Annotated in this window: 14 protein-coding genes; 12 read left to right on the top strand and 2 right to left on the bottom strand. The window is 48.8% G+C overall.

The window, feature by feature from the left end; all coding sequences use genetic code 11:
• Positions 1-8 precede the first annotated feature (8 nt).
• The 7 genes from VM802_RS05290 (at position 9) to VM802_RS05260 (ending at position 17,052) form a co-directional block, all read left to right on the top strand.
• Positions 9-3,296: a glycoside hydrolase family 38 N-terminal domain-containing protein gene (locus tag VM802_RS05290; protein WP_325528734.1), complete on the top strand. Its 3,288-nt coding sequence runs from the start codon at positions 9-11 to the stop codon at positions 3,294-3,296.
• Between the two features lie 31 nt (positions 3,297-3,327).
• Positions 3,328-4,869 (top strand): glycoside hydrolase family 43 protein, encoded by a 1,542-nt coding sequence (locus VM802_RS05285; protein ID WP_325528732.1) that lies wholly within the window; start codon positions 3,328-3,330, stop codon positions 4,867-4,869.
• A 151-nt stretch (positions 4,870-5,020) separates the two neighbouring features.
• Positions 5,021-9,115, top strand: coding sequence for a two-component regulator propeller domain-containing protein (locus VM802_RS05280; protein WP_325528730.1), 4,095 nt, complete (start codon positions 5,021-5,023; stop codon positions 9,113-9,115).
• Between the two features lie 174 nt (positions 9,116-9,289).
• Positions 9,290-12,388, top strand: coding sequence for a SusC/RagA family TonB-linked outer membrane protein (locus VM802_RS05275; RefSeq protein WP_325528728.1), 3,099 nt, complete (start codon positions 9,290-9,292; stop codon positions 12,386-12,388).
• A 17-nt stretch (positions 12,389-12,405) separates the two neighbouring features.
• Positions 12,406-14,061: a RagB/SusD family nutrient uptake outer membrane protein gene (locus tag VM802_RS05270; RefSeq protein ID WP_325528726.1), complete on the top strand. Its 1,656-nt coding sequence runs from the start codon at positions 12,406-12,408 to the stop codon at positions 14,059-14,061.
• Positions 14,062-14,071: 10 nt separating this feature from the next.
• Entirely contained in the window at positions 14,072-15,544 is a 1,473-nt protein-coding gene (locus VM802_RS05265) for an RICIN domain-containing protein (protein WP_325528724.1), read from the top strand.
• Between the two features lie 17 nt (positions 15,545-15,561).
• The gene (locus VM802_RS05260) at positions 15,562-17,052 is read left to right on the top strand and encodes a glycoside hydrolase (RefSeq protein WP_325528722.1); all 1,491 of its coding nucleotides are present in this window, start codon (positions 15,562-15,564) and stop codon (positions 17,050-17,052) included.
• Positions 17,053-17,220: 168 nt separating this feature from the next.
• On the opposite strand, the gene VM802_RS05255 is transcribed toward VM802_RS05260, so the two are convergent.
• Positions 17,221-17,376: a hypothetical protein gene (locus tag VM802_RS05255; RefSeq protein WP_325528720.1), complete on the bottom strand. Its 156-nt coding sequence runs from the start codon at positions 17,374-17,376 to the stop codon at positions 17,221-17,223.
• 178 nt (positions 17,377-17,554) lie between these two features.
• On the opposite strand from VM802_RS05255, the gene VM802_RS05250 reads away from it, so the two are divergent.
• The 5 genes from VM802_RS05250 to VM802_RS05230 all read left to right on the top strand — a co-directional run bounded on the left by VM802_RS05250 (position 17,555) and on the right by VM802_RS05230 (position 23,452).
• Positions 17,555-19,774 (top strand): putative phage tail protein, encoded by a 2,220-nt coding sequence (locus tag VM802_RS05250; protein ID WP_325528718.1) that lies wholly within the window; start codon positions 17,555-17,557, stop codon positions 19,772-19,774.
• A 198-nt stretch (positions 19,775-19,972) separates the two neighbouring features.
• On the top strand, positions 19,973-20,371 hold the full coding sequence (locus tag VM802_RS05245; protein WP_325528716.1) for a hypothetical protein: 399 nt from the start codon (positions 19,973-19,975) through the stop codon (positions 20,369-20,371).
• Positions 20,372-20,592: 221 nt separating this feature from the next.
• The gene (locus tag VM802_RS05240) at positions 20,593-20,772 is read left to right on the top strand and encodes a hypothetical protein (RefSeq protein ID WP_325528714.1); all 180 of its coding nucleotides are present in this window, start codon (positions 20,593-20,595) and stop codon (positions 20,770-20,772) included.
• Positions 20,773-20,949: 177 nt separating this feature from the next.
• Positions 20,950-22,131, top strand: coding sequence for an SDR family oxidoreductase (locus VM802_RS05235; protein ID WP_325528712.1), 1,182 nt, complete (start codon positions 20,950-20,952; stop codon positions 22,129-22,131).
• A gap of 139 nt (positions 22,132-22,270) precedes the next feature.
• A complete protein-coding gene (locus VM802_RS05230) occupies positions 22,271-23,452 on the top strand; it encodes an SDR family oxidoreductase (protein WP_325528710.1) in 1,182 nt (393 codons plus the stop codon).
• Positions 23,453-23,517: 65 nt separating this feature from the next.
• Here VM802_RS05230 and VM802_RS05225 read toward each other — a convergent pair whose 3' ends face one another.
• The gene (locus VM802_RS05225) at positions 23,518-24,864 is read right to left on the bottom strand and encodes a M60 family metallopeptidase (RefSeq protein ID WP_325528708.1); all 1,347 of its coding nucleotides are present in this window, start codon (positions 24,862-24,864) and stop codon (positions 23,518-23,520) included.
• Between the last annotated feature and the right edge of the window lie 21 nt (positions 24,865-24,885).

Here is a 24,885-nt window from a genome sequence, read left to right as displayed (position 1 = left end):
TAGTGGTTATGAAAAAATTCCGGATGCTGGCGGCATGCATTTGCTGCTGTCTGTGCGGCTATGCACAGACGGATGTTCCTTTCCTGGGGAAGATCAGCTGGCTGGGCGGCTATGCCCGCGATATCAACGGCGAAACGATCGGTTATACTTCCGCCTATCCGCATTATGCCAACAGTGCGTTGCTGGTGCGTTGTACAGACGGCAACAAATCTGTGGAGTGGGAAACAGAAGCTGTGCCTGCTCAGATGAGCGGTAAATACCTTTACTTCAGCTGGCTGGCATCACATTCATCCGGCAGCAGTAGTGGTGTTCGTGATTTCGATCTTTACATCAACAATGAGAAAATATTAACCTTCTCCACGCAGCCTGCTAACAAACAGCCGCTGTGGTCTTTTGCGGCGCCTGACAGTACCCGCCTGGTATTTGTACAGTTGCGGCAGGATGGAGCCCGCGATGCACATGGTCAGGCTTTCCTGCGTGTGCCTGCCGGTAAGTACGCGGCCGGCAAACCGCTACGGATCAAAGTTACCGGCCATGCTCAGCAAAGCAACGACTGGTACATGACTTTCCGGTTTGATGGTAAAGAAAGGGTGGACGTATCGCCGGTTGCTTTCCTGCTGAAGAACGGCCAACGGCCAATGGCCATTACTGCGCTGCACTTCGGCGGGCCGCAGCCTTTGCATGTGCGTGTCGGCGGACAGGCCTATTCCTTCACCATAGAACATGGTTTCAACAGGTTTGAAGTACCGGTTACCGTTACCGGGAAATCAGATAGTATCCGCGTGCAGGCAGATGCAGGTAATGCATTGAAAATAGATCGTTATGTGGTGATGCCCCCCGTTACGCACCGTACCATCTGGCTGATCCATCACGCTCATACCGACATCGGCTATTCGCATATTCAACCGGAGGTGGTGAAGATCCATAATAAGAATATTGACGATGCCCTGGAGCAGATTGAGCGCACCAAACATTTCTCACCGGAGGCCCGCTTCAAATGGAATGTTGAATCATTATGGGCGGTAGAGAACTATCTCTCACAGGCATCGCCCTCACAGAAAGAAAAATTTATACGGGCTGTAAAAGCAGGCGGTATCTGTCTCTCAGCCTTATATGCCAATATCCTTACCGGGCTGAGTGAACCGGAAGAACTGTTTCATTATACTGACTACGCAGCCCGGCTCCGCAAACAGTATGGCTTTGACATCAACAGCGCCATGATCTCTGACGTGCCCGGATACACCTGGGCTACTGTTACAGCTATGGCGCATGGCGGCGTGAAATATTTTTCCAGCGGCGCCAATGAAAGCGACCGCATTGGCCACTTCCTGAAAGAAATGGGTGACCGTCCCTGTTGGTGGGTATCGCCTTCCGGCCAGGACAGCGTGCTGTTCTGGGCTGCAGGTAAAGGCTATTCCAACTGGCACGGCTGGCAATACATCAAGGCAGGCAATAACAGCCAGAATGCAGCACAGAAGATCGATGCCTATATGCAGGAGCTGGACGAGAAAAATTATCCGTATGAAATGGTGCAGTGGCGCTTCAATGTGCGTTCTGATAATGCCCCGATTGATACTACGGTGGCGGATTTTGTGGAGAAATGGAATGAGAAGTACAGTACGCCGAAGCTGGTGCTGGGTACTACTGTGGATATGTTCCGCGAGTTTGAGAAGAGATATGGGAAAGATATTCCGGTGATAAAAGGAGACATCACTCCGTATTGGGAAGACGGCGCTGTGTCTACCGCCAGAGAAGAAGGACAGAACCGCATCAACGCGCTTCGCCTGCAACAACTGGGCACGCTCTATGCGATGTTGTCGCCTGCAAAGTATAATGCCGACAGGTTCTATCAGGCATGGCGCAATGTGGTCATGTTCAGCGAACATACCTGGGGGGCGCACAACAGTATCTCAGCGCCGGACATTCCATTTGTAACAGAACAGTGGCGTATCAAGAAAGCCTTTATGGAAGAGGGAGACAGCATCACCAACGTGTTGGAGAAAGATCTGCTGCAACCATTGCAGGATGAGACTTCCGGTAAGATTGCCGTAATCAATACATTGTCGTATACCCGCAGCGGGCCCGTGTATTTCCGTTCTTCCGTGAAAGGCAGCAGTATTACTGACGGCAAAGGCAAGGCATGGCCGCTGCAACGCCTCAGCGATGGCCGTTATGTGTTCTTCGCGAAAGATATTCCGCCTTTTTCATCAGCGCTGTACAAAATAACGTCAACGCCTGTACGCAATGTGAATAGCATTGCAATGCCGAATGATACCACTTTGGAAAACAGTCACATTATTGTATCTTGGAATCCGCGTACGGGCGATATCAGCAGGCTCGCTACACAAAGTGAGAGCAACCTGGCGGGGCAGTTCAACGGACAAGGACTGAATAGCTACTGGTATGTGCCAGGCAGAGACCCGAAGGAAGCGCAAACCGCAACAGGGCTAACAACCGCCATCGTGGAAAAAGGACCAGTGATGACTTCCATTGTATTTAAAGGAACAGCACCTGGTACTAATGGCCTGGAAAAGAAAATTACTTTGTTTGCAGATGCAGCAACAGTAGATATAGAAAACGTGGTAGATAAGAAGGCAGTACGTACCAAGGAATCAGTACATTTCGGATTCCCTTTCAGTGTAAAGGACCCTGCGGTATACATGGATGCAGGTTATGGCACCATGCGTTACCCGGCAGATCAGCTGCCAGGCTCTAATGAAGAGTTTATCAGCAGCCGCCGCTGGATGGATGTGGCCAATGAAAAAGAAGGTGTGCAGTTGTTCTTCAAACAAACGCCTATGCTGGAACCTAATGCAATGATCGATGAGAATACGCCTAAAATCTGGAAACATAGTGATCATCCTTACAGCACTGCCACCTGGTTCAGTTATGCCATGAACAACTACTGGCATACTAACTATAAGTCGGATCAGGCCGGGGAGGCTGCTTTCAGTTATTCGCTGCGTCCGCATGGCGCATTCAGCTATACGGATGCGGAGCAATATGCTGCCGCTTATACACAGCCGCTCACCGGCATCGCTTTGCGCAATGGAATACAATTACCTGCTGGATTGTTATCGCTCTCCAATACGCATGTATCCATCACCAGCATTACGCCGCAACAGGATGGCTATGTCATCCGCCTCTATAATCCCGATAATGCGCCGCAGGAAACAGTGATCAGATGGAGTAAACAACCGGCGACTGTGAAGGCTGTATTATCAGGCAAAACGCTCGATCCGAAGGCGCCGGTAAAGCTGCCGGGAATGGGTGTGATGGAGATCAGTGTACATTAGAACAGTGAACCTATACTATAACAGTAAACCAATGAAAAGATCTGCATTTATATTCCTGCTGCTGGCCATCTGCTCAGGCTTGTCTGCTCAATGGATGCCGGATAAAAAGAACGGCACTTTTGTGAATCCCCTGATGTGGGGCGACTGGCCTGATCCTGATGTGATCAGGGTAGATGATAAATTTTATTTTATCTCCACCAGCATGCACTATGTGCCGGGATGCCCGATTGCAGTATCGAAAGACCTGGTGAACTGGGAAATGGCCGGTTACGCCGTGCCACGTTATGAGGAAGATCCGCGTTATGACATGAAAGGCGGCGACATGTACCTGAATGGTTCCTGGGCTGCTACCATCCGTCATCATAAAGACAGCTTCTACGTTGGTTTCTGCACGCCGGGCAAGGATGGGAAAAATGGCAATTTCTCTATCTGCACGGCAAAGGATATACAAGGACCCTGGAGCAGAACCATCTTCCCGGAATACCTGTATGATCCGGGGCTTTTCTTTGATGACGACGGAAAGGTGTATGTGGCGCATGGACAAACTACCTTGTATATCACAGCGCTTAACAGTGATGCGCGCTCAGTGAAAACGCCGCGGCGGCAAATCTATAATAACCGTGCGTATCCATACCTGGAAGGATCACACCTGTATAAAGTAAATGGTAAATATTACATACTGGGATCTACCGGTGGTACCAAAGGAAGGCAGATTTGTCTGCGTGCGGATAATATCTACGGGCCTTATGAATCAAAGGTGGTGATCAATGACGATCATACCTATCCAGGTAATGGCCTGCATCAGGGAGGAATGGTACAGCTGAAGAATGGCAGCTGGTGGTTTATCATTATGCAGGACCGCGGGCCTATAGGCCGTGTGCCGAATCTGGAGCCGGTTACCTGGGAAGATGGCTGGCCTATGCCGGGCCGCAACGGTAAGGGCGTGGATGTTGAAACAAAACCGGATGTAGGCGGAACATTTCCTGTAAAGATACCTGCTACTTCAGATGAATTCAACAATCATGTGTTGGGGTTGCAATGGCAATGGAATCATAATCCTGACGATAGTAGTTGGTCGCTGACGGAGCGCCCGGGTTATCTCCGGTTGCATGCCACAAAAGCTGCGAAGCTGCCGGAGGCGCGCAATACGCTTACGCAGCGTGTAGAAGGACCTTTTTCTGAGGGGACAGTAGAACTGAATATTGACAAAATGAAGGAAGGAGACGTAGCAGGCTTCGGTGTATTCCAGTTTCCTTACGCCTATATCGCGGTTCAGCAACAGAACGGAAAACGGAGTATCGTCATGGTCAACAATGACAGCACTATTGCGGTAACGCCGTTTAAGAAGAATACAGTATGGATCAGGGCGAGTGTATACGAGAAAGATTTTACAGCTGCGTTTTCCTATAGCGTAGATGGTAAGCGCTTCGTTCCATTTGGCAACCGGCTGAAAATGGGGCTGGGGTTAGATTGGACGGCGAACCGTTTCGCCCTGTTTAATTTCAGCAGCCATGAGAATGGAGGTTATGTTGATTTCAACTGGTTCCGGAGGGAGTCTGAAAAACAACGATAGTTATAAACCTTTTCTGTAATAACGGCCGGGATATGTTTATCCCGGCCGTTACTTATTTCAGGGTAGTTGTATGTCATCACGCATGGTGTGGTTGGCGTTCCAAATAATCTTATGTTTGTGACATTGCCAACAACCAAAATTAAAGTATCGCATGTTGCGCCTTGCTATATTCCACGTCAGGTACCTGTTGGCGCCGTTACTGTTGTTCTGTGCGTCTTCTCTGCTGGCGGCTGATCCTTTTGTAAAGTACCTGGGTATTGAGAATGGTTTGTCCAACAATGCGGTGACCTGCGTGTACCAGGACTATAAAGGTTTTATGTGGTTTGGTACCTACGATGGCCTGAATAAGTTTGATGGCAGCGCCTTTACCGTGTTCCGTAACAGGATTGGCGACAGTGTCTCGCTGAAGGGCAATGAGATTTATTCCATTGCCGGAGACGCGGAGCATAACCTGTGGATAGGAGGCAGGTATGGGGTCAGTATTTATCATTCCGGCCGCCACTACTTTTCCGCTCCTTACTATCGCCCTGTTCATGCACAAAAAACGCGGGATATTTCTTTCCCGGTTACCAATATTATTGCTGATAGAAAAGGGATGATCTATGCGGGCGCTGAAAAAGGCGGCCTGCTGGTATTTTCGCCGGGAAGTGATACCGGCAGGCAAATACCGTTGCTTGAAAACGGGCGCTATATTGCGCCCTATGAAGTGACCACACTGGCGTCAGACCGCGACGGCAGTATATGGCTGTTTGTACAGGAGAAGGGACTTTGCCGGTATGTGCCCGGCGATAATAAAGTGACGATCGTAAATACCTCGCTTCGTCAGGGGAACTGCATCCGCGCTGATGATGCCGGTCATTTATGGATCGGCACTGACAATGGGCTTTATCGGTATGATGCAGGGAAAGCAGGTGTTTCCGGTAGTTTCATAGAAAGCGGCTGCAAAGTCTTCGGCCTTTGCCTGGATGCGCGGGGCATGCTCTGGATCGCTTCAGACGGTAAGGGGGTGTACAGCCTGGAAAAGGATGCTTCGAAAGCAAAGCCGTTTATATCCGCAGACGGAGAGCCGCTGATCAACAGCAGCGCGGTATATGCTATTTATGAAGACAAACAGCAACGTAAGTGGATAGGCACATTACGTGGGGGCGTTAACGTTATAGAGCCGAAGCAAAGCTCTTTTACAACAGTGATCTATCAGGGAGAAAAACCTAATAATCCCAACCGTAATTTCATTTTGTCTTTTTGCGAAGCGCCGGATGGCAATATCTGGATCGGTACTGATGGTGGTGGATTACGTTGCTGGGATCGCAGCCGCAATAGCTATAAGGTATATTCCCATGACCCGCATAACAGGAATTCTCTCACGGGCAATTTTGTGACAGGCATTGTCAGCGACACACAACAGCAGCTATGGGTATCTACCTGGATGGGCGGTGTAAGTCGTCTCCATAAGGCCTCCGGCACTTTTGAATATTTTCCCTGCTTCAATCCTTTTACGGGCAGGGAAGAGAAAAAAGTCTGGCTGCTGTATGAAGACCGTCATAGAAATCTCTGGGCCAGCACCAGCAACGATGGTACCCTGTACCGCTTCAACAGGGGAACACAACGTTTTGAGCTCTTCGATAAAAACATCGTCAACATACAATGTCTGGCAGAAGACAGCGAAGGCCACCTCTGGGGTGGTAACTATTCTTCCCTTGTGAGGATTGACACGGCTACCGGCAAACACATCTCTTACGGTATCGGCTATACGGTACGCAGCATCCATGAAGACAAACAGGGGAACTTCTGGGTAGGCACGCAGGGCGGAGGTCTCTTACAGTTTAATACCCATACAGGCACGTATAAACGCTATGATGAAAATAACGGGCTTGGTGGCAATACGGTATTGCGTATACTGGAAGACAGTACCGGTAACCTGTGGATCAGTTCTTTCAGCGGTCTGCTGCGCTTCGATGTAAAAGAACGGAAGTTCAGGGCCTTCACCATCTCAGATGGGCTGCAAAGTAATCAGTTTGGTTTCAATGCCGCCCTGGCACTGCGGTCGGGTGAATTTCTCTTCGGTGGTATCAAAGGGTTCAATATCTTTTATCCCAATGAGGTAACAGCACAGGTGAATGCCCCTGAGATATTCCTTACTGGCATACAGATAGATGGCAGCCCCCTGGAAACCAACAGCCGCTTCATTACAGAACGGACGCTGGAGAATGTGCACGAGATCACTATTCCATATAACCGCTCTGCGGTGGTGCTCAGCTTCGTGGCGCCCGAATACGGCGCGCCCGATAAGATCCGCTATGCCTACTACCTTGATGGCTGGGACAAGCACTGGAACTACAGTAACAATGTGAGAAATGCCAACTACTCCCGGCTGGAAGAAGGTACTTACGTTTTTCGGATACGCGCCACTGATGCCCTTGGCCGCTGGGGTAATGAAATACAGGCGTTGCGTATTATTGTGCTGCCGCCCTGGTATCGAACCTGGTGGGCTTATGCATTATACGTCAGCCTGGTCTTCGGCGGCATATGGATGTATACCCGCTACACTGCCCGGCAGCAGCGTTTGCATTACGAGATCAGGCTTGCGCGGCTCGCACATGAGAAGGACAAGGAATTGCATGAAAAGCGTATTTCCTTCTTCACCAACATCTCCCACGAATTCAGGACACCGCTCACCCTGATCATCAATCCGGTAAAGGAAATGCTGGGCAACCGGAACACCGCCCCTGAACAGGAGCTGGGTACCGTGTACCGCAATGCCCGCCGCCTTCTGAGCCTGGTAGATCAACTGTTGCTGTTCCGTAAAGCAGACAGCGGCGCGGATATACTCCGGGTAGCGCGGGTGGATATACATACCCTGGCGCATGAAGTGTTTCTTTGCTTTAGTCAACAGGCACGGACCAAAAATATTGACTACCGCTTTGAAACAAACGGAGAGCGACCGGAGCTTTTCGTGGACCGGGAGAAAATGGAAGTGGCGCTTTTCAACCTGCTGTCTAATGCCTTTAAGTTCACACCGGATGGCGGTAGCGTTATGCTGGAAGTACGACAGGATGATTGCCAGGTGATCGTACAGGTGCAGGATAGTGGATGTGGTATTAAGGAAGAAGACCGCAGCCATATCTTTGAAAAATTCAGGCAGGCAGCTCACAAAGCGCCAAAGAAGAGTGGTTTCGGCATCGGGCTGTATCTTGTGAAGCACTTCGTGGAAAATCACGGTGGCCGCGTTGGATGCAGCAATGCTGAATCAGGTGGTGCGTGCTTCACGATCGTGTTACAGAAAGGGGTGGCGCATTTACCGGCCGGATATACCATGCAGGAAGAAACTTCAGGTCATGTGCTGCTGGAAGAACTGGCTGGCAGCGAACAACCTGCTACGGCCGGGAAGCAGACGGTAGTCATTAAAGGGAGAACCGCAGAAGAAGTAGTGACCAGCAAAAGATCCATTCTGCTCATTGATGATGATCCTGAGATTATGGCTTACCTGCAGCAGCTCTTTCATCCGCAATACCTGCTTTACACAGCAGCGGATGGCAACGAAGGGTTCCGCCTTGCGCAGGAATGTACGCCTGACCTGATCATCACCGATATCAGCATGCAGGGAATGGATGGTCTTGAATTATGCAGCAGGATCAAACATTCCGAAAGCCTGGGGCATATCCCCGTTATTTTACTCACCGGCACCACTGATACACAGGTAAAGCTGAAGGGCATTGAAGGTGGTGCAGATGATTACATCACCAAGCCGTTCGATAAAGAGCTGCTGCGGGCGCGCGTGGAAACCATTCTGCGGAACCGGAGCCTGTTACAGCGGTATTTCTTTGATAACATCACGCTGAAGGAAACTAATGTAAAAGTACCGGTGGAATACCGTGACTTTCTCAAAAAATGTATCGAGGTAATTGAAGCCAACCTGGATGCCGAGGATTTTAATATCCGGAAGTTTTCCCGTTTGATGGGAATGAGTCATTCCGGGTTGTATCAGAAAGTAAAATCCATTTCGGGGCAATCGCTTAATGCCTTCATCCGGTCAATCCGGTTGAGAAGAGCGGCGGTGCTCATGTTGACCGAGAATTTAAACATCAGCCAGGTTGCTTTCCAGGTAGGCATCAGTGACGTGAAATATTTCCGGGCGCAGTTTGTGAAACTTTTCGGGATGACACCATCAGAATACATCCGGCGATACCGCTTTTCATTCAACCAGGACTGCAATGTTATCAAGATGGCCGAAAACGAGGAAGGATAAGGGCCTTTCCGGCCCTTATCTGTTAATTTGCCCCCCTTTTTTAGTGATTTACCCCCCTCTCTGTCCTGCCGGCTCAGCCTATTTTGCAGGTAGTAAATTCCATGGCAGGTGAAAAATTTATCCCGCCGCTGATATCAACCAACACAAATTTTCGGACCAAAACTACGTCTTGTCATGAAGGGATTAATTCCGCGTCCGCTGCACATGAACTGGTGCATGCAGCTATTCCTGTCTATTTCAATGTTACTGTTAAGTGTGCCTGCGCTGGCACAACAGCCAGTTTCCGGTACGGTCAGATCGGCTGACGGGCCGGTACCCGGTGTTACCGTGATTGTAAAAGGTACTAAAACAGCCACGCTTACCGGTGCTGATGGTAAGTTTTCCCTTGTTGCCCCCGGCAACATTACACTGGTGTTCTCTCACATGAGTTATGCCCCGCTGGAGGTGGCGGTTACGGAGCAGTTACGCACCGGCCTCGACATCCGCCTCGAATCCCGCAATGCGGATCTGAGCGAAGTGGTGGTAGTGGGATACAATACACAAAGGAAAGCCACCCTTACTGGTTCCATTTCCGTGCTGAAGGGCGCCGATATGGTGAAAAGCCCGCAGGCCAATGTGTCTAACTCGCTGGCAGGCCGCTTCTCCGGTATCGTGATCAATAACCGCAGCGGGGAACCTGGCTTAGACGGTTCCTCTTTTACCATACGCGGTCTGGCTACCACCGGCAACAATGATGTGCTGATTGTGGTGGATGGCGTACCCGGACAAATCGGTGGACTGGAACGCCTCAACCCGAATGATATTGAAAGCATCTCGGTATTAAAGGATGCCTCCGCCGCTATATATGGTAGCCGTGCGGCCAACGGCGTTATACTGGTGACCACCAAACGGGGGAAGACGGGCAAACCTGTTATCTCCGCGAGTTTCAACCAGGGTTTTTCTTCGCCTACCAGATTACCGAAGATGGCAGATGCTGCTACTTATGCAGCCATCAACAATGAGATCGATTATTACAATAACCCTGCTGGCGGCATGAACCAGCATTACAGCGCTGATGAGATCCGCAAGTTTGCTGATGGTTCAGATCCGCTTAACTACCCCAATACAGACTGGGCGCGTGAAACGCTGAAGAAAACAGCGTTGCAGCATCAGGCTAATGTCTCCATTGCCGGTGGTTCTGAGAATGTACGTTACTATGTATCTGCCGGTATGCTGAACCAGGACGGCCTTTACCGTGACGGCGCCACAAAATACAGCCAGTATAGCTTCCGTTCCAACATCGATGCGAATATCACGAAGAACTTCCGTGTAGGGTTATATCTTTCCGGCAGGGAAGAAGACCGGCGTTTTCCTATCGATTCTGCCAAGGACATTTTCCGTTCTATCTACCGTGCCTATGCCACTATCCCTGCACGCTATCCCAATGGCCTGCCATCTATTGGTATCGAAGGGAATAACCCGGTGATGATGGCCACGGATGCCGGTGGTATCAACCGCAATCCCAAACAGGTATTCAACGGGATATTGAAAGGCAGCTATGATATTGCTGCGGTGAAGGGCTTGTCGATAGATGGATTTTTGTCGGTAGACAAATCCTGGAATTTCGGGAAAGCCTTCGCGACGCCGTATGTAGTCTATTCTTACGACAAGATTGCCAACACCTATAATAAAAGAATAGTAGGGGGCTCTTCCGGGGCAGCGACGCTCAAAGAAAGCCAGGATAACCAGTCGCAGATCACGGCCAATATCATGCTGAATTACCACAGGTCCTGGGGTGCGCATACTGTCAATGCACTGGCCGGGTATGAACAGAGCACTATCAAACGTGAGCAGTTCGGTGCATCCCGCCTGAACTTCCTCACTACGCTTACGCCAGAGCTGTCACAGGGAGGCACTTCCGCAGCCGATAAAGATAATTCCGGCAGCAGTTACAACTTCACCCGTAAAAGCTATATGGGTAAAGTGGCGTATAGTTATGCGGATAAATACCTGGCAGACGTACAGGTGCGTATAGACGGGTCTTCCATCTTCCCATCCGGCAACCGATACGGCACTTTCCCCGCAGCCTCTGTGGGATGGCGTATTTCACAGGAGCCGTGGTTCCGTAGTGTGAGCTTCGTTAACAACCTGAAGGTGAGGGCCTCTTACGGTGCGCTGGGTAACGACAATGTGGCGCTGTTCCAGTATTTTGATAACTACTCTTTCAACAACCAATTTGTATCTGGTTCCAATATCACGCCTGGCATTGATCTCACCAAGCTGGCCAACGTGAACATTCATTGGGAAGACGCACGTAAAGCGGATTTCGGCATAGAAGGTACAGTTTTCAAAAACATCTCCTTTGAATTCATCTACTTCCGTCAGCAGCGCTCCAACATACTGGCGGCACGCAATGCGTCTATTCCTTTTGTGTCTGGTATAGTGAACCCTTTCAGCGGAGATCCGCTGGTGCCTTCGGAAAATATCGGAAAGGTGAGTAACAATGGCGTGGAGGCTACTGTAGGGTATGATCATAGGAATGGTAACTTCCAGTATGGCGTCTCCGGTAATTTCACCTATGCTAAAAGTAAGATCGTGTTTATTGATGAAGCGCCCGGTGTGCTGGGCTATCAACGGCAAACAGGGCAACCGCTGAATACCTATTTATTGTACAAAGCCATTGGTATTTATCGCACGCAGGCGGAGATCGACAAGTCGGCCCATCTGCCCGGAGCGCAGCCCGGAGATCTCATCTACGAGGATTACAGCGGCGACGGTAAGATCACCGCTGATGACCAGATGAGAACAAAGTATGGCAACATTCCTGAGATCTCTTATGGTATTAATTTATATGCTGCTTACAAAAACTTCGATCTCTCGATGGTATTGGCGGGGCAGACGCATGTGAGTCAGTATGTGTTACCCGAATCGGGTACTGTTGGTAACTTCTACAGCAGCTGGGCAGATAACCGCTGGAGCCCTTCCAATCTCAATGGTTCTTATCCGCGCGTTGATACCCGCGCTTCGTCTTCTATCAACGGAGGTTTATACAACAGTACTTTCTGGCTCAACAATGCATCTTTCCTGCGCCTGAAAAATATAGAGCTGGGATACAACCTGCCGTCAGCAATGCTTTCGGCTATCCGGATGCAGTCGTTGCGCATATACGTGAACGCTTTCAACCTGCTCACCTTTACCCGTGTGAAGGATTATGATCCGGAAGGAAATAGCGGCAGCGGACAGTTCTATCCGCAGCAGCGTATTGTTAATATAGGCGTTAACGTTAGGTTCTGATCTTTAAAACTACGACCATGAGAAAATACCATATAATATTTGTGCTTGTTGTGATGATGATAGCGGGATGTAAGAAAGATTTCCTGGAAATAAACCCAACGGACAAAGTATCGCAGGGATCATTGCTGGCGGATTCAGCGTTGTTCGAATCGTTTGTGACGAACCGTTACCTCGGCGTGCGCCTGCAGGAGAAAGAAGACGTGCCAGGGTTCGGCAGGGGCTTCACCTGGGCTATGTGGAGCTCACTTTCAGATGAGGCGATCTATAACAATGACGATAACACCTGGCTCGTTGTGCGCGGGCAACTGGCCCCGGAGAACCTTGGCATTGCCGGCACCATATGGGGCAGGAGCTACCGTAGTATCCGGGAGTGCAACTACGCACTGGAAAATATCAGCAAAGTGCAGATGAGCGATGCACATCGTAAAGCGTTGGTGGCAGAGCTGCGTTTCATCCGCGCCTACCGCTATTTTGATCTCGTGATTAATTACGGCGGCGTAGTACTGATGGGCGACAAAGTATATAACCTGACAGACAACCTCTCCGATGACGCCCTGTTCAAACGTGCAGCCATTAAGGAATGTGTGGACTATATCCTCGCAGAGCTGGATGCCGCCGCAACAGGATTGCCGGCAACTAACAACGACAGCTGGAAGTTGGGACGTGCGACCAATGGCGCAGCATTGGCCCTCAAAGCCAGGATGGCGCTGTATGCCGCAAGTCCGCTTTACAATGCCGGTACCTGGGCCGCTGCTGCCGCTGCGGCTAAGGCAGTGATAGACCTCAACCGCTACAGTATCTATACCGGCGGCTACGCTAAACTGTTCCTTGCGGCGGATAACAACGAAATTATTTTTGAAAGGCTATATACCAAAAACGCTTCGCACTTTCCATTGGAAATTGCATCCAGTCCTAACGGCTATGGCGCCTGGGGTGGCAACACGCCGTTACAGAACCTGGTAGATGACTATGAAATGATCTCCGGCAAACCCATTACAGATCCCGCTTCCGGCTACGATGCGCAAAATCCTTATGCGAACAGAGATCCGCGCCTGGCCGCCTCCATCCTATATAACGGCGCCAGCTTCCGGGGCCGCGCAGTGGAAACATTCCTGCCCGGTGGTAAAGACAGCAAGGATGGCAATGAAAACTGGAATACCTCCAAAACCGGTTACTATATGCGCAAGTTCCAGAACGATGACTATCCCATCAACAACCCGTGGGATGTGGCCGGCTTCCAGCCATGGATCTATATGCGTTATGCAGAGATACTGCTGGACTACGCCGAAGCGCAGAATGAGGCTGTTGGCCCTGATGGTACCGTATACAACGCGGTGAACCAGGTAAGACAAAGAGCCGGCGTAAACATGCCGCCACTGCCGCCGGGGTTATCACAGACAGACATGCGTACCCGTATCCGTAATGAAAGGAGAGTGGAGCTGGCATTTGAAGAACATCGCTTCTATGATGTGCGCCGCTGGAAGATCGCTGCTGCTACAGAGAACGTGCCTGCCTATGGCATAGATGTGGCAAAGAGCGGCAGCACGCTCACGTATACACGGAAAGTAGCGCTCTCTGGTCGTAACTTCCAGCAGAAGCACTATTGGCTGCCCATTCCAAGGGCGGAGATCCAGGCGTCCAATAACAGGATTGCCCAGAACGAAGGATACTAAAACCATAGTTATGAATAGATTGTTTGTTTCTGTCCTCGCTATCCTGGCAACAACAGGATGCACCAAAAAAGTGTCAGATACCCATCCGTCTGACACTGGTAATAATGTTAAAGCCAGGGTGGAGTTGGCGCCCACGTCTACCGCGGATTTCCGCGGACTCAACTGGGCTGCTGAAGGCGATAACTTCAAAGATGGCGTTGTCGTGCCCAGCGGTCTTAATACGTCCGACAGTTACGCTGCCACGAAAGCTATCGCTGGTAGTATTGTAGAAGGATTCATACAACGTGGCGTCAATACTATACGGCTGCCGGTAAATCCCGCTTCGGTGCTGGGCAGCTGGTGGAGTTCCTATACCGCCGCTATTGATACCGCCACCGCAAAGAACATGAAGGTGATCCTTGCTTACTGGGAGGGCAACAGCTCAAAAGACGGGTTGGTAGATGATGTGACGCAGTTCCGTAATATGTGGCAAGCCATCGTGAACAGGTACAGTACTAACAGTAACGTATACTTCGAAATCTTCAACGAGCCGCACGGTTACAGCGCTGCTAATCTCACTAACCTGTATGCCGACTGGCTTTCCCGGTACCCGTCAGCGCCGCAAGAGCGTGTAGTACTTGATGGGGTAGGCTATGCCCAGGATGTGAATACGGTAGGCGCCGACAGCCGTTTGTCCGGATGTTTGCTTTCCTACCACAACTACACCTGGTTCAATAACAGCTACACCACCACGGGCGACTGGGAAGCGGCTATTAGTGCCATTGGCTATCCGCAGCGTACCATCGTAACAGAAGCCGGCATTCCTATGACCAATGGCAAAAACTATCTTGGCGCGCCGGGGCAGGACCGGGAAATTGCTTACTTCCAGGGTATCACCAGCGGAGTACGTGCACGCGGCATCGGTTATGTGTACTGGCCTGGCCTGGCTACCGGAGATGGTTACAGCCTGTTATTGCTGAGTGGCGGTACACTGGTGACCAACAATGCATCCGGATTATCGCGGTTGCAATACGGATGGAATCTTAATAATATTACATTGCCGGCCGGCAGCTTCGACAGCAATGCCTGGTATCGTATTACCTGCCGCCAGAGCGGTAAATCGCTGGATGTAAACGGATCTTCCACAGCTAACGGCGGCAGCATTGTACAATGGGATTACTGGGGTGGTAATAACCAGCAATGGAAGATCAATAGTGCAGGTGATGGCGTATTTTATATCACTAACCGTAACAGCGGTAAAGCGTTGGATGTAAACGGCATTTCCACGGCCGGCGGCGCTTCTATCATTCAATGGGATTACTGGGGCGGCGCTAATCAGCAATGGAAGATCGTCGATATTGGCTTCGGCGCTTATGAGCTCATCAATGTAAATAGTGGTCAGGCATTGGATGTAAACGGTGCATCCGGCAACAATGGCGCTAATATTATTCAATGGTATCTGAGCGGTAACCGTAACCAGCAATGGCAGATCGTGAGGCTGTAAAATTTTCTTTCAAACAGATGAAGAGATCAATCGTATTTGTTTTATGGATGATGCTGTCTTGCACATTGACGGCTCAGAAAAAAATCAGGATTACCACCTATCCGGGAAAGACATATCAGCAGATCGACAACTTCGCGGCATCTGATGCATGGTCCGGTCAGTTCATCGGGAACTGGCCGGACAACATGCGGAATGCCATAGCAGACTTGCTGTTCAGCGCTGATACGCTGGCAGACGGAAGTCCGAAAGGTATTGCATTATCGATGTGGCGATTCAACATAGGGGCTGGCAGTGCAGAACAGGGCGACAGCAGCGGTATCCGTGATGAGTGGCGGCGTGCGGCATCCTTCCTTCAACCGGATGGCAGTTATAACTGGAACCGTCAACCGGGTCAGTTATGGTTACTGAAAGCAGCACAGCAACGGGGCGTAAAGCAGTTTCTCGGATTTCTCAACAGTCCGCCGGTACAATACACCGTCAATGGAAAAGCCTTTGCCACAGGGGGGCGTAGCAATATCGACAAAAGCCGGTACGATACCATGTCACAATTTATTACAGCTGTAATCAACGGCGTAAAGCAGGCAACAGGGATCGCTTTTGATTATATAAGCCCTGTAAATGAGCCACAATGGGATTGGAGCGACGGCGGTCAGGAAGGATGTCCTTACAATAATGAGCAGATCAGCGGCATAGTGAAATCATTGAGTAAGGCATTACAGCGTGCGCATCTCCCTACGAAAATATTAATACCCGAATCCGGCCATATCCGCTACCTGCTGGCGGATGATGATAAGCCTGGAAAAGGCAACCAGGTGAATGCTTTCTTTCAGAAAGGCAGCGGCACTTTTGTGGGAGATCTGCCGGGTGTAAGTCGCACCATAGCTACGCACAGCTATTTCTCCACTTCTCCGCAATCGTCGTCGGTGGCAGTGAGATCTGCCGTGGCAGCGCGTATACAAGCAATTGACCGGCTGACGTTGTGGCAGTCTGAATATTGTATCCTGGGGGATAATAACGGGGAGATCAACGGTAATAAGCGCGACACCGGCATGCAGGCGGCATTGTACGTAGCGCGTGTAATGCATACGGACCTTACCGTAGCCAACGTTTCTGCCTGGCAATGGTGGCTGGCGGTTTCTCCGTATGATTACAAAGATGGCCTTATTTGTATTGATAAAAACAAATCTGGTGGCAGTTACCAGGATACGAAGATGCTCTGGGTAATGGGGAACTACAGCCGTTTTGTAAGACCCGGTATGAAAAGGATCGCCGCAGAAGTGGACGGCGCAACGGATTGCCTGGTGTCTGCATACCGTAAGCCGGAAGAACGGCAGACTGTTATTGTGTTGGTGAACCTCGGAAAAAACACCTATCATTACCCGTTGACAGCGAAGAAGGGCAAGGCTTATGTTACAGCTGCTTCACGGCGTTTACAGCGGCAACAGGTAAAAGATAACATGGTTGTTATTGAGCCGGAAAGTGTTACAACGATTGTAACGGAAGATTAAGCGTTTCTCGCAAAGCAGCATAAGTACCGCAAAGAGCGCAAAGAATATTTTAAGTTAGCAAAGAACGATTTAATAGTCCGAATTTATAGTAGGATACTATTAAATAATCTTATTAAACTTAAAATATTCTTTGCGCTCTTTGCGGTACTTATGCTGCTTTGCGAGAAACTAGCACAGCCACGTGCCGCAGGTAGTGCATGTCTTATAGCAGCTGTTGAAGGTAGCCATTTGCTGCACGTTACCTTGTTGTGACGGTGTAGTTTCAAGCAGGTTGGAAACGATAATCTTTCCCAGTTTCAATTTCTTGGAGATGTGTTTTTTCATACGTGAACATTTAGGGTGTTTAAAAGATAGAGGTGGATGTTGGCGTCTACTAATATAAATTAAATTTCCGAGAAATAAATATTGATGAGCAGGATGGGTGCATGCGCACATAGATAGCGTAAAAAAGATGTTTCTTTGTATAACAGTTAACCCCGGAGACCATAACCATATCATAATTATGACGACACTCGATTCTATTGAAAACCTAAGAACGGTCACAAGCCTGCCATCCGCAACGGAGACATATGTGGTGCGAGGTTACGCAGCCCCCGGAGACGGTGGAGGCGGTAATTTCCACTGGGACGCAACTTCTACAGCGAACGATGATGGTGGTATTATTATCAAAGCAAACCAGTTTGCCACCGGCCGCTGGCGAAGGGATTATGATCCTGCTACTGGTCCGGTGGATCTGCGCTGGTTCGGTATTACCTACGGCACCACAGCGAGCGCTGCAGACAATTACACCAGGCTCATCGCACTGATCAATCAGGGACGCAAGGTACTTGTAAAAGATGCATTGTATGTAGAGGTAAAAAGCTTTGCAGATGCTATCACCGCTGATACTATTAAGATAAGCGGCGACAGTGCAGCTTCGCGTGTCATCTTTATGAACACCGGTACCCTGCTTAATATACCGGCGAGGTTGCGTGAATTTACACTCAGCAATATCTCACTGAGTTCTTCTTCCAGAGACGCGAAGAACCCGGTCAAAATTTTCTGGGAAGACAAGAAGGCCTGCTTTATTGAAAAGCTGCAGATCACAGGTTGTAAGTTCACGGGCACGATTACCCTGCGATTATACGGAGCGGGCTTTGCACTTGGCACGGCTGGCCTGGGTACGGGGTTAATCAGTAACAATGAAATAAGAGATTTGTATGGTAGCTGGATGACGCTGGTGGATTGCGTGTATGACGAAGTTACCATTCGCGACAACCAGTTGTATGAGATCCATGAAAACGTCTTTAATGACGGGATCACAAATAATCTCCCCTTTCCGAAACCTGAAGAGATCCGCCTCAACAAGAAGCAGCTGAATGTACAGCATAACACATTGATCAACGCCCCCGCTACTTTTAAAGCGTCAGGAGAGAACACCTATTACCTGTTCATCCTCACGGAAAGTAACTCCTGCCTGTATGAATACAATCATGTGGAAGGAATTAAGGCCACTTACAGTGTAGCGATCTACGACATTTATATGTCTTCAGAAACCGGCATTTACCGTAACAATGTCTATAAGAATAACCTGAGCTTCGGCCTCGCCATCAACGATGGGTCCAAAGCGTTGTTCAAGGGTAAGGCAGGATCTTCCAAGATTGTAGAGAACAACAGATTTATCATTGAAGAAACATTCGTAACCGGTTTTCTGAATGACCACTCTGGGCTAAATCCTGATAATACCTGGGTAAGCTATGCCTCCTTTGATACAGAAGCAGTGAAGAACAGTAAAGTTTATTTCACCGGTAACGAAGTTGATGTTTATTACCTGCGGAACATAGCATTGGTCAACAAAGAGTTCCTGCATTATGAAGTGCGCAATAATACTTTCCGTTTCGCCAGGGTGGAAGGCCCGTTTGTAGTGGCGGACAACAGTACTTTCTCTACGCCTAAGCAGGTGCGTAATTTTATTTTCGAAGGAAATACGGTTACCAGGTATGGCAACACACCTAGCGGACAGGTGTACATTATCCAGGGAAAGAGTTCGCCGGGCGCACTGGATCCAACCAAAGACGAAATGCGCCTCTCTGTGCAGAACAATACACTCACCGGTTGGAGTGGCGCTGTGCTTACTACCATTGCTGCCGACAGTCTCGTGCTATACAACAATGCCATAGATGCTTCCCTGAAAGGAACATCCAGTACGGCATTCTGCAACGGCGTCTACCTGGATAATATCACCGGCAGCCTCAGTTCATTCAAAACCAAAGACTATACACCTTCAGACCTGAGAACAGACACGTATTTTAAAACTTCGGATGTAGCATTCACCTTCGATATGACCAATGGCATGCTCACGCCATCCACTGGCATGAGTATGATGCCTGTACCCTATAATAAGACCTACTACCGAAGGTTTGAGCTTACTTCCGCGACATTGGGCACATTGGTATTTGAATACACCATCAAAGGCACCCGCGAACCCGGAACAGTGAACAATTACCTCGAATACCATGACTTCACCGATGGTAAGGATTACAAGGTACAGATGGGTAACCCTACCGTATTAAAGGATGGCAAGGTGGCACAAACAGTGATGAGCGTCAAAGCGCCGGACAATACCGAAATAGGTACGCTTGTGCTTAATGCCATCAGAAATACCGTGGTCCTGTCTTTCGTTCTGAAGCCAGCAGGGAATTATCTTCTGAAGATCCGGCAGAAAGATACCCTGTTACCATGATGAATAACATCCTTTGACAACCCCCTTGATGCCCGGCGGGCGGAGATAGCTCCGCCCGCTTTTGTTGCCAGGTAGAGGATAGCTAGCCTGAGCGGCTTTGCTGATACGATCAGTTATTTTGCTAATATTGTTAACTAAGCATGTGAAGAAATGGTGAGTGCGCAATAAATTTATCTTTTCATTTTCCTGCGAAAACAAATGTACAAACCAATTGAAAAGAGGCTGAGGCATCTGCATGATTTCACAGTCAGATACCGTTTTTACAGTAAAGACGAAGGTGGTAGGGCTTATCCGCCCTATCAGGGCTATCGTTCAGATTTTTGGTATGATGCGGCTGGGCCTGGGCAACTTTTTATGATCTGGCCAGAGTTCGAAGATACCGCGGGTGAAGTTATAATTGAAAACGATCATACAGTGCCAGAAACAGGAACAGCCAGGATGTGGATCATCATACCAGAAAGAAGGCCAATGCATTATGATAATATTAGGATGGGACTAAAGGGCTATTTTATGGAAGGAGCCCGACGGGTAGCGGAATGCGAGGTGATTGAGATAGTGGGATTAAAAGATAATCCCGTGCTCTCCGGGAGCCATTGAGTTATTACCATAGTGCGCTTTTACTCCCTATGAGAATCGAATGACAAGCGAAGGAGAAGCCTGTGAAAGCACCATGTTAAAAACTGGGGGCAATGGGATAATACCGGTAAATTTATATAAGATGTTGTGATTTAAATACTTATCCTGTATCCGACGGTGAAGCTGGAGATAGGCATTAGACAGCTCGCTATCGGGACTTTTTAAAGCGCTCTTACCGGTAAATGGGTAAAGAAAGGCCCCGCAAGACCATGGAGAATGCCGGTTTACTGGCCACTGCATCCAGGATGGCTTCCGGTGTGTATCGCCCAATACCTCCGCAACATAGAAAACATGCTATATACCGGCAGCTTACCGGCAAGGCATTCGTCTTATTAAGAGCCGGTACGCCTCAAACTAATTGATCATTTCTTTTTCTGATTTCCTGTTCTTAGTATATTTGTTCTGAGAAATGACCTCCGGACCGCAAACCCCGTTGTTGCCCATGATTGTCATCCCATAGACCATTTGCCTGTTACCAATATGGAAATTTACGGGTAGTAAGTTTTAACTGTCTTCAATAACCATTAATAAACTGTTCTATGGAAAACGTTCTGCTCACTGGCGTTACCGGAATCCTGGGCCGCCACATCCTCTATGAATTATTAAGATTGTATGCCAGCGGTGAGAAAGAAGGGCATATTATCCTCATTGTAAGACCGGATGCTACCGGCACAGCGGAAGAAAGAGTACAATCCCTGCTGTTCAATCGTTTCAGACCGCATTACCTCGATGAGTATTCTCCTGCGTTCCTGTTATCCTTTGTCTCCGTATTAAGCGGGGCAATTGACGAGTTAACAACTGATCACATGACCGCATTACACAACTATGATAACCTGTATGCGATCCATTCTGCCGGGTGTACAAAATTAGCTAATGATGAGAGATGTTTGCAGGACGTATATCATGAGAATTACCATACTACGATGCATTTGTTGCAGCACTTGGTTCCTTTGCTACGCAAATTCACCTATATAGGAACTGCTTATGCCTGCGGTCTGCAGGAAGGTGAGATCAGCGAAGATTACATTGCAGTTTCGAAAGATGGGGAGGTTCAACCGTTCACTGGCGGACGGCCATACCGGAATCACTATGAATACATGAAGAGAATGACGGAGCACTGTGTGGCTGCTCAGTGCAAACGGAAAAATGTTGGTTGGCAGGTCCTGAGGCCTGCCGTTATCTGCGGTCGTCTCATAGATGAGCCTCTATACTATACATCACAGTTTAATGTGTTTTATGGTTTTGGCAAATTCCTGTATAGGTGGCTGAAGAGGAAAGGTGCAAACAGTACCGATAGCATGAACCAGTTCAGGGTTGTATACAATCCTGAGTTAGCGCTTAACATAGTACCGGTGGATTATGTGGCCAGAGTGGTTGTAGCGCTCTACACCCGTGATGATGTACGGCAATACAATATTGTAAGCTCCTATCCAACGCCTGTCGGCTATATGATACCTTACATGGCGCGGTCTCTGGGGTTACACTGTAAGATGGTAGACACACCTCCGGCAATAACGGAAATGAACAGCCTGGAACAGGCCTACTACCAAAAGGTAGGTATGTACCTGACTTCTTATTTTACCGGACCACTTTACCGTTTCCATAAACCCAAAGACAAGAAGGAACCGCATGATGTTGCAGAACCCAATATCCCTGTGAGCTTCGATGCATTGTATGCATACGCATGCCATCATAAGTTTGAAGAGCCGGTAGAAATATGAGGTTTCAGCTTTCAGCTTTTAGCTTTTAGCCTTTAGTACTATAACACTATAAGCTAAAGGCTAAATACCTGTTGCCAATATGGAAATTTACAGGTAGTAAATGCTTAACGGTCTTCAATAACCATTAATAAACTGTTCTATGGAAAATGTACTGCTCACAGGCGTTACCGGAATTCTCGGCCGCCACATCCTCTATGAATTACTAAGATTGTATGCCAGCGGTGAAAAAGAAGGGCATATCATCCTCATTGTAAGACCAGATGCTACCGGCACAGCGGAAGAAAGAGTACGATCCCTGCTGTTCAATCATTTCAGGCCACGCTACCTTGATGAGTACCCTGTAGCGTTCCTGTTATCCTTCATCACAATAATAAGTACAGCTATCGATAAGCTGACAGGGGATCATCGGGTTGTCTTGCGTAATTACACCAACCTGTATGTGATCCATGCTGCCGGTTGCACGAGATTAACCAATGACGACAGGTCTTTACAGGAAGTATACCATGAGAATTATCAGACCACGATGTGGTTGTTGCGACGCCTGGGCACATTAATACGCAGATTTATTTACATAGGAACCACTTATGCCTGTGGTCTGCGGGAAGGTGAGATCAACGATGATTATATTACAGTTTCCAAAGAAGGAGAGGTGGAGCCATTCCCCGGCGGCCAGCCATACCGGAATCATTATGAATATTTAAAGAGAATGACGGAGCACAGTGTGGCTACCTGGTGTAAACGGAAAAATATCAATTGGCAGGTTCTGCGACCCGCTGCTATCTGCGGCCGGCTGATAGATGAACCTCTATATTACATATCGCAGTTTAATGTGTTTTATGATTTCGGAAGATTCCTGTATAAGTGGCTGAAGAATGAAAATGCAAACAGTATCGATAACGTAAAACAGTTCAGGGTTGTATCCAATCCTGAAATAGCACTTAACATAATACCGGTAGATTATGCGGCGAGAGTAATTGTCGCGCTCTACAGTTGTGATGATGTACGCCAGTACAATATTGTAAGTTCGTATCCGACGCCCATAGGTTATATGTTGCCTTATATGGCGAATGCCCTGGGCTTGCCCTGTAATATGGTAGACACACCTCCTGCAATAGAGGAAATGAATGCCTTGGAATATGCATACTACCAGAAGGCTAGTGCATACATGACTTCTTATTTTACCGGACCACTTCACTACTTCTATAAGCCTAAAGACGCAAGCGAACCGCATGATGTTGCTGAAGTCAATGTTCTCGAAAGCTTTGACGCGTTGTACGCATACGCATGTCATCATAAATTTGAGGAGCCTGTGAAAAATTAGGAATTAGGTTTTAGCCTTTAGTATACAACACTAAAGGCTAAAACCTAATTCCTAAAACTTATTCCTTAATCCTGTAAGGTGGTCAGATCAGTTGCAGGGGCGGGGAGATTGAGATTATTTATTTCGGTATATACAGATGCAGGTACTTTAAAGCCCCACTTGCGGAAGAAGCCGCTCAGGTTTTTGCCGGACAGCTTACTGGAAGTAAGCATGAAGTAGCGCATCTTGTCTGCGTCCGTGCTGGCGGTGGGCTTCTCGTCACGTATGCGTTGGTGTATCTGGTGATAGAAGCTGTCGCCGAATGCGAGCCACAACTGGTGGAACATGGCGAGTCTCACCCATACATCTGCTTTGCTGCCATTATAATCCCTGGATGTATCCGGCAGTGCGAGGAATGTTTCTACTTTGGGCCATACGCCATCTTTGCGCAGACGGGAAGGTGTGATGCCGAAGGTGCGTTCTACGGCAAGGCTGTAGATATTTACAGTTACTTCGCCGAGGGTGCTCCATCTCATCGGGCCTTGCTGGTGCATATGTCCCAGTTCGTGCCAGGGGCCCCAGGAGCGGATACCGTCTACAGTCAGCAGTACGTTGGTTACGTTCGTATGATACCAGGTACGATACCAGGTGGCCGCCATATAGGTATCGGTTTTATCTGTTTCTGTCATCAGGTATTTGTGAACATTTACGCGATCCCGCTCTGTAGGGGCTCCCAGGCCGCTGAGTGAATCCTCAATATTGATAATCCGGTCGGCGAGGGTTACAACCTGTTGCTGGTCTTCGTCTTTGTAGGCGAGCGCTTTGGCGCGTGAGGCAACAATGATTACGCGCTTACCTACCAGTTGCACATCCGGAACGTCGGTGTATTGATTCAGCATATTGAGCCAATCGGCATGCGTAGTTTTACCAAGTACGAAATAGGGAACAGGTTTCTTCCCTTTCCTGAAGGTGATACGGGCACTGGCTCCCGGAGTGGCGTCCGTGTTGTAGCGAATGTAAATGAGACCCCCCAGTTGGTCGGTGATGTTGTTGTTACCTGCCTGTAGTTTGTAGGTGGTAGGGTCCCATTTATTGACGTACCTGGAATAGGTGCCTATCAGCACAGAAGGAAGCCTTGTACCAGTAATCTGCTCTACGTATACGTTGAGGGTGTCATTGGGGGCAAGGTAAAAACCGGTAGGTGTGAAGTCTGATGCCGGGTTGCCTTGTTGCAGGCGGGTGGCTTCTTTAGAGCCGGAAGGTACTTCGTTGACAACGATAATACTGTCTGTGATCAGCTCAGTGCGTGGCGTCTTTGATGAAGCATCTTTGCCGGGTAATTGTTCGACAGCACTTTTACGGCAACTTGTGTTCATGAGTAAACCAACAGGAATGCAACATGTCATACAGAAATACAGGATTTTTCTTCTCATACAGAACTCGATTTAAATGGT

The sequence above is a fragment of the Chitinophaga sp. genome (assembly GCF_035538455.1).
Classification (GTDB): domain Bacteria; phylum Bacteroidota; class Bacteroidia; order Chitinophagales; family Chitinophagaceae; genus Chitinophaga.
Note: the sequence above shows the minus strand (reverse complement) of the source record. Positions and strands in the feature narration are given on the sequence as shown.

Coding starts and splice junctions, on each gene's coding strand:
- VM802_RS05290 (WP_325528734.1), top strand. CDS start 9: ATGAAAAAATTCCGGATGCTGGCGGCATGCATTTGCTGCTGTCTGTGC.
- VM802_RS05285 (WP_325528732.1), top strand. CDS start 3,328: ATGAAAAGATCTGCATTTATATTCCTGCTGCTGGCCATCTGCTCAGGC.
- VM802_RS05280 (WP_325528730.1), top strand. CDS start 5,021: ATGTTGCGCCTTGCTATATTCCACGTCAGGTACCTGTTGGCGCCGTTA.
- VM802_RS05275 (WP_325528728.1), top strand. CDS start 9,290: ATGAAGGGATTAATTCCGCGTCCGCTGCACATGAACTGGTGCATGCAG.
- VM802_RS05270 (WP_325528726.1), top strand. CDS start 12,406: ATGAGAAAATACCATATAATATTTGTGCTTGTTGTGATGATGATAGCG.
- VM802_RS05265 (WP_325528724.1), top strand. CDS start 14,072: ATGAATAGATTGTTTGTTTCTGTCCTCGCTATCCTGGCAACAACAGGA.
- VM802_RS05260 (WP_325528722.1), top strand. CDS start 15,562: ATGAAGAGATCAATCGTATTTGTTTTATGGATGATGCTGTCTTGCACA.
- VM802_RS05255 (WP_325528720.1), bottom strand. CDS start 17,376: ATGAAAAAACACATCTCCAAGAAATTGAAACTGGGAAAGATTATCGTT.
- VM802_RS05250 (WP_325528718.1), top strand. CDS start 17,555: ATGACGACACTCGATTCTATTGAAAACCTAAGAACGGTCACAAGCCTG.
- VM802_RS05245 (WP_325528716.1), top strand. CDS start 19,973: ATGTACAAACCAATTGAAAAGAGGCTGAGGCATCTGCATGATTTCACA.
- VM802_RS05240 (WP_325528714.1), top strand. CDS start 20,593: ATGGGTAAAGAAAGGCCCCGCAAGACCATGGAGAATGCCGGTTTACTG.
- VM802_RS05235 (WP_325528712.1), top strand. CDS start 20,950: ATGGAAAACGTTCTGCTCACTGGCGTTACCGGAATCCTGGGCCGCCAC.
- VM802_RS05230 (WP_325528710.1), top strand. CDS start 22,271: ATGGAAAATGTACTGCTCACAGGCGTTACCGGAATTCTCGGCCGCCAC.
- VM802_RS05225 (WP_325528708.1), bottom strand. CDS start 24,864: ATGAGAAGAAAAATCCTGTATTTCTGTATGACATGTTGCATTCCTGTT.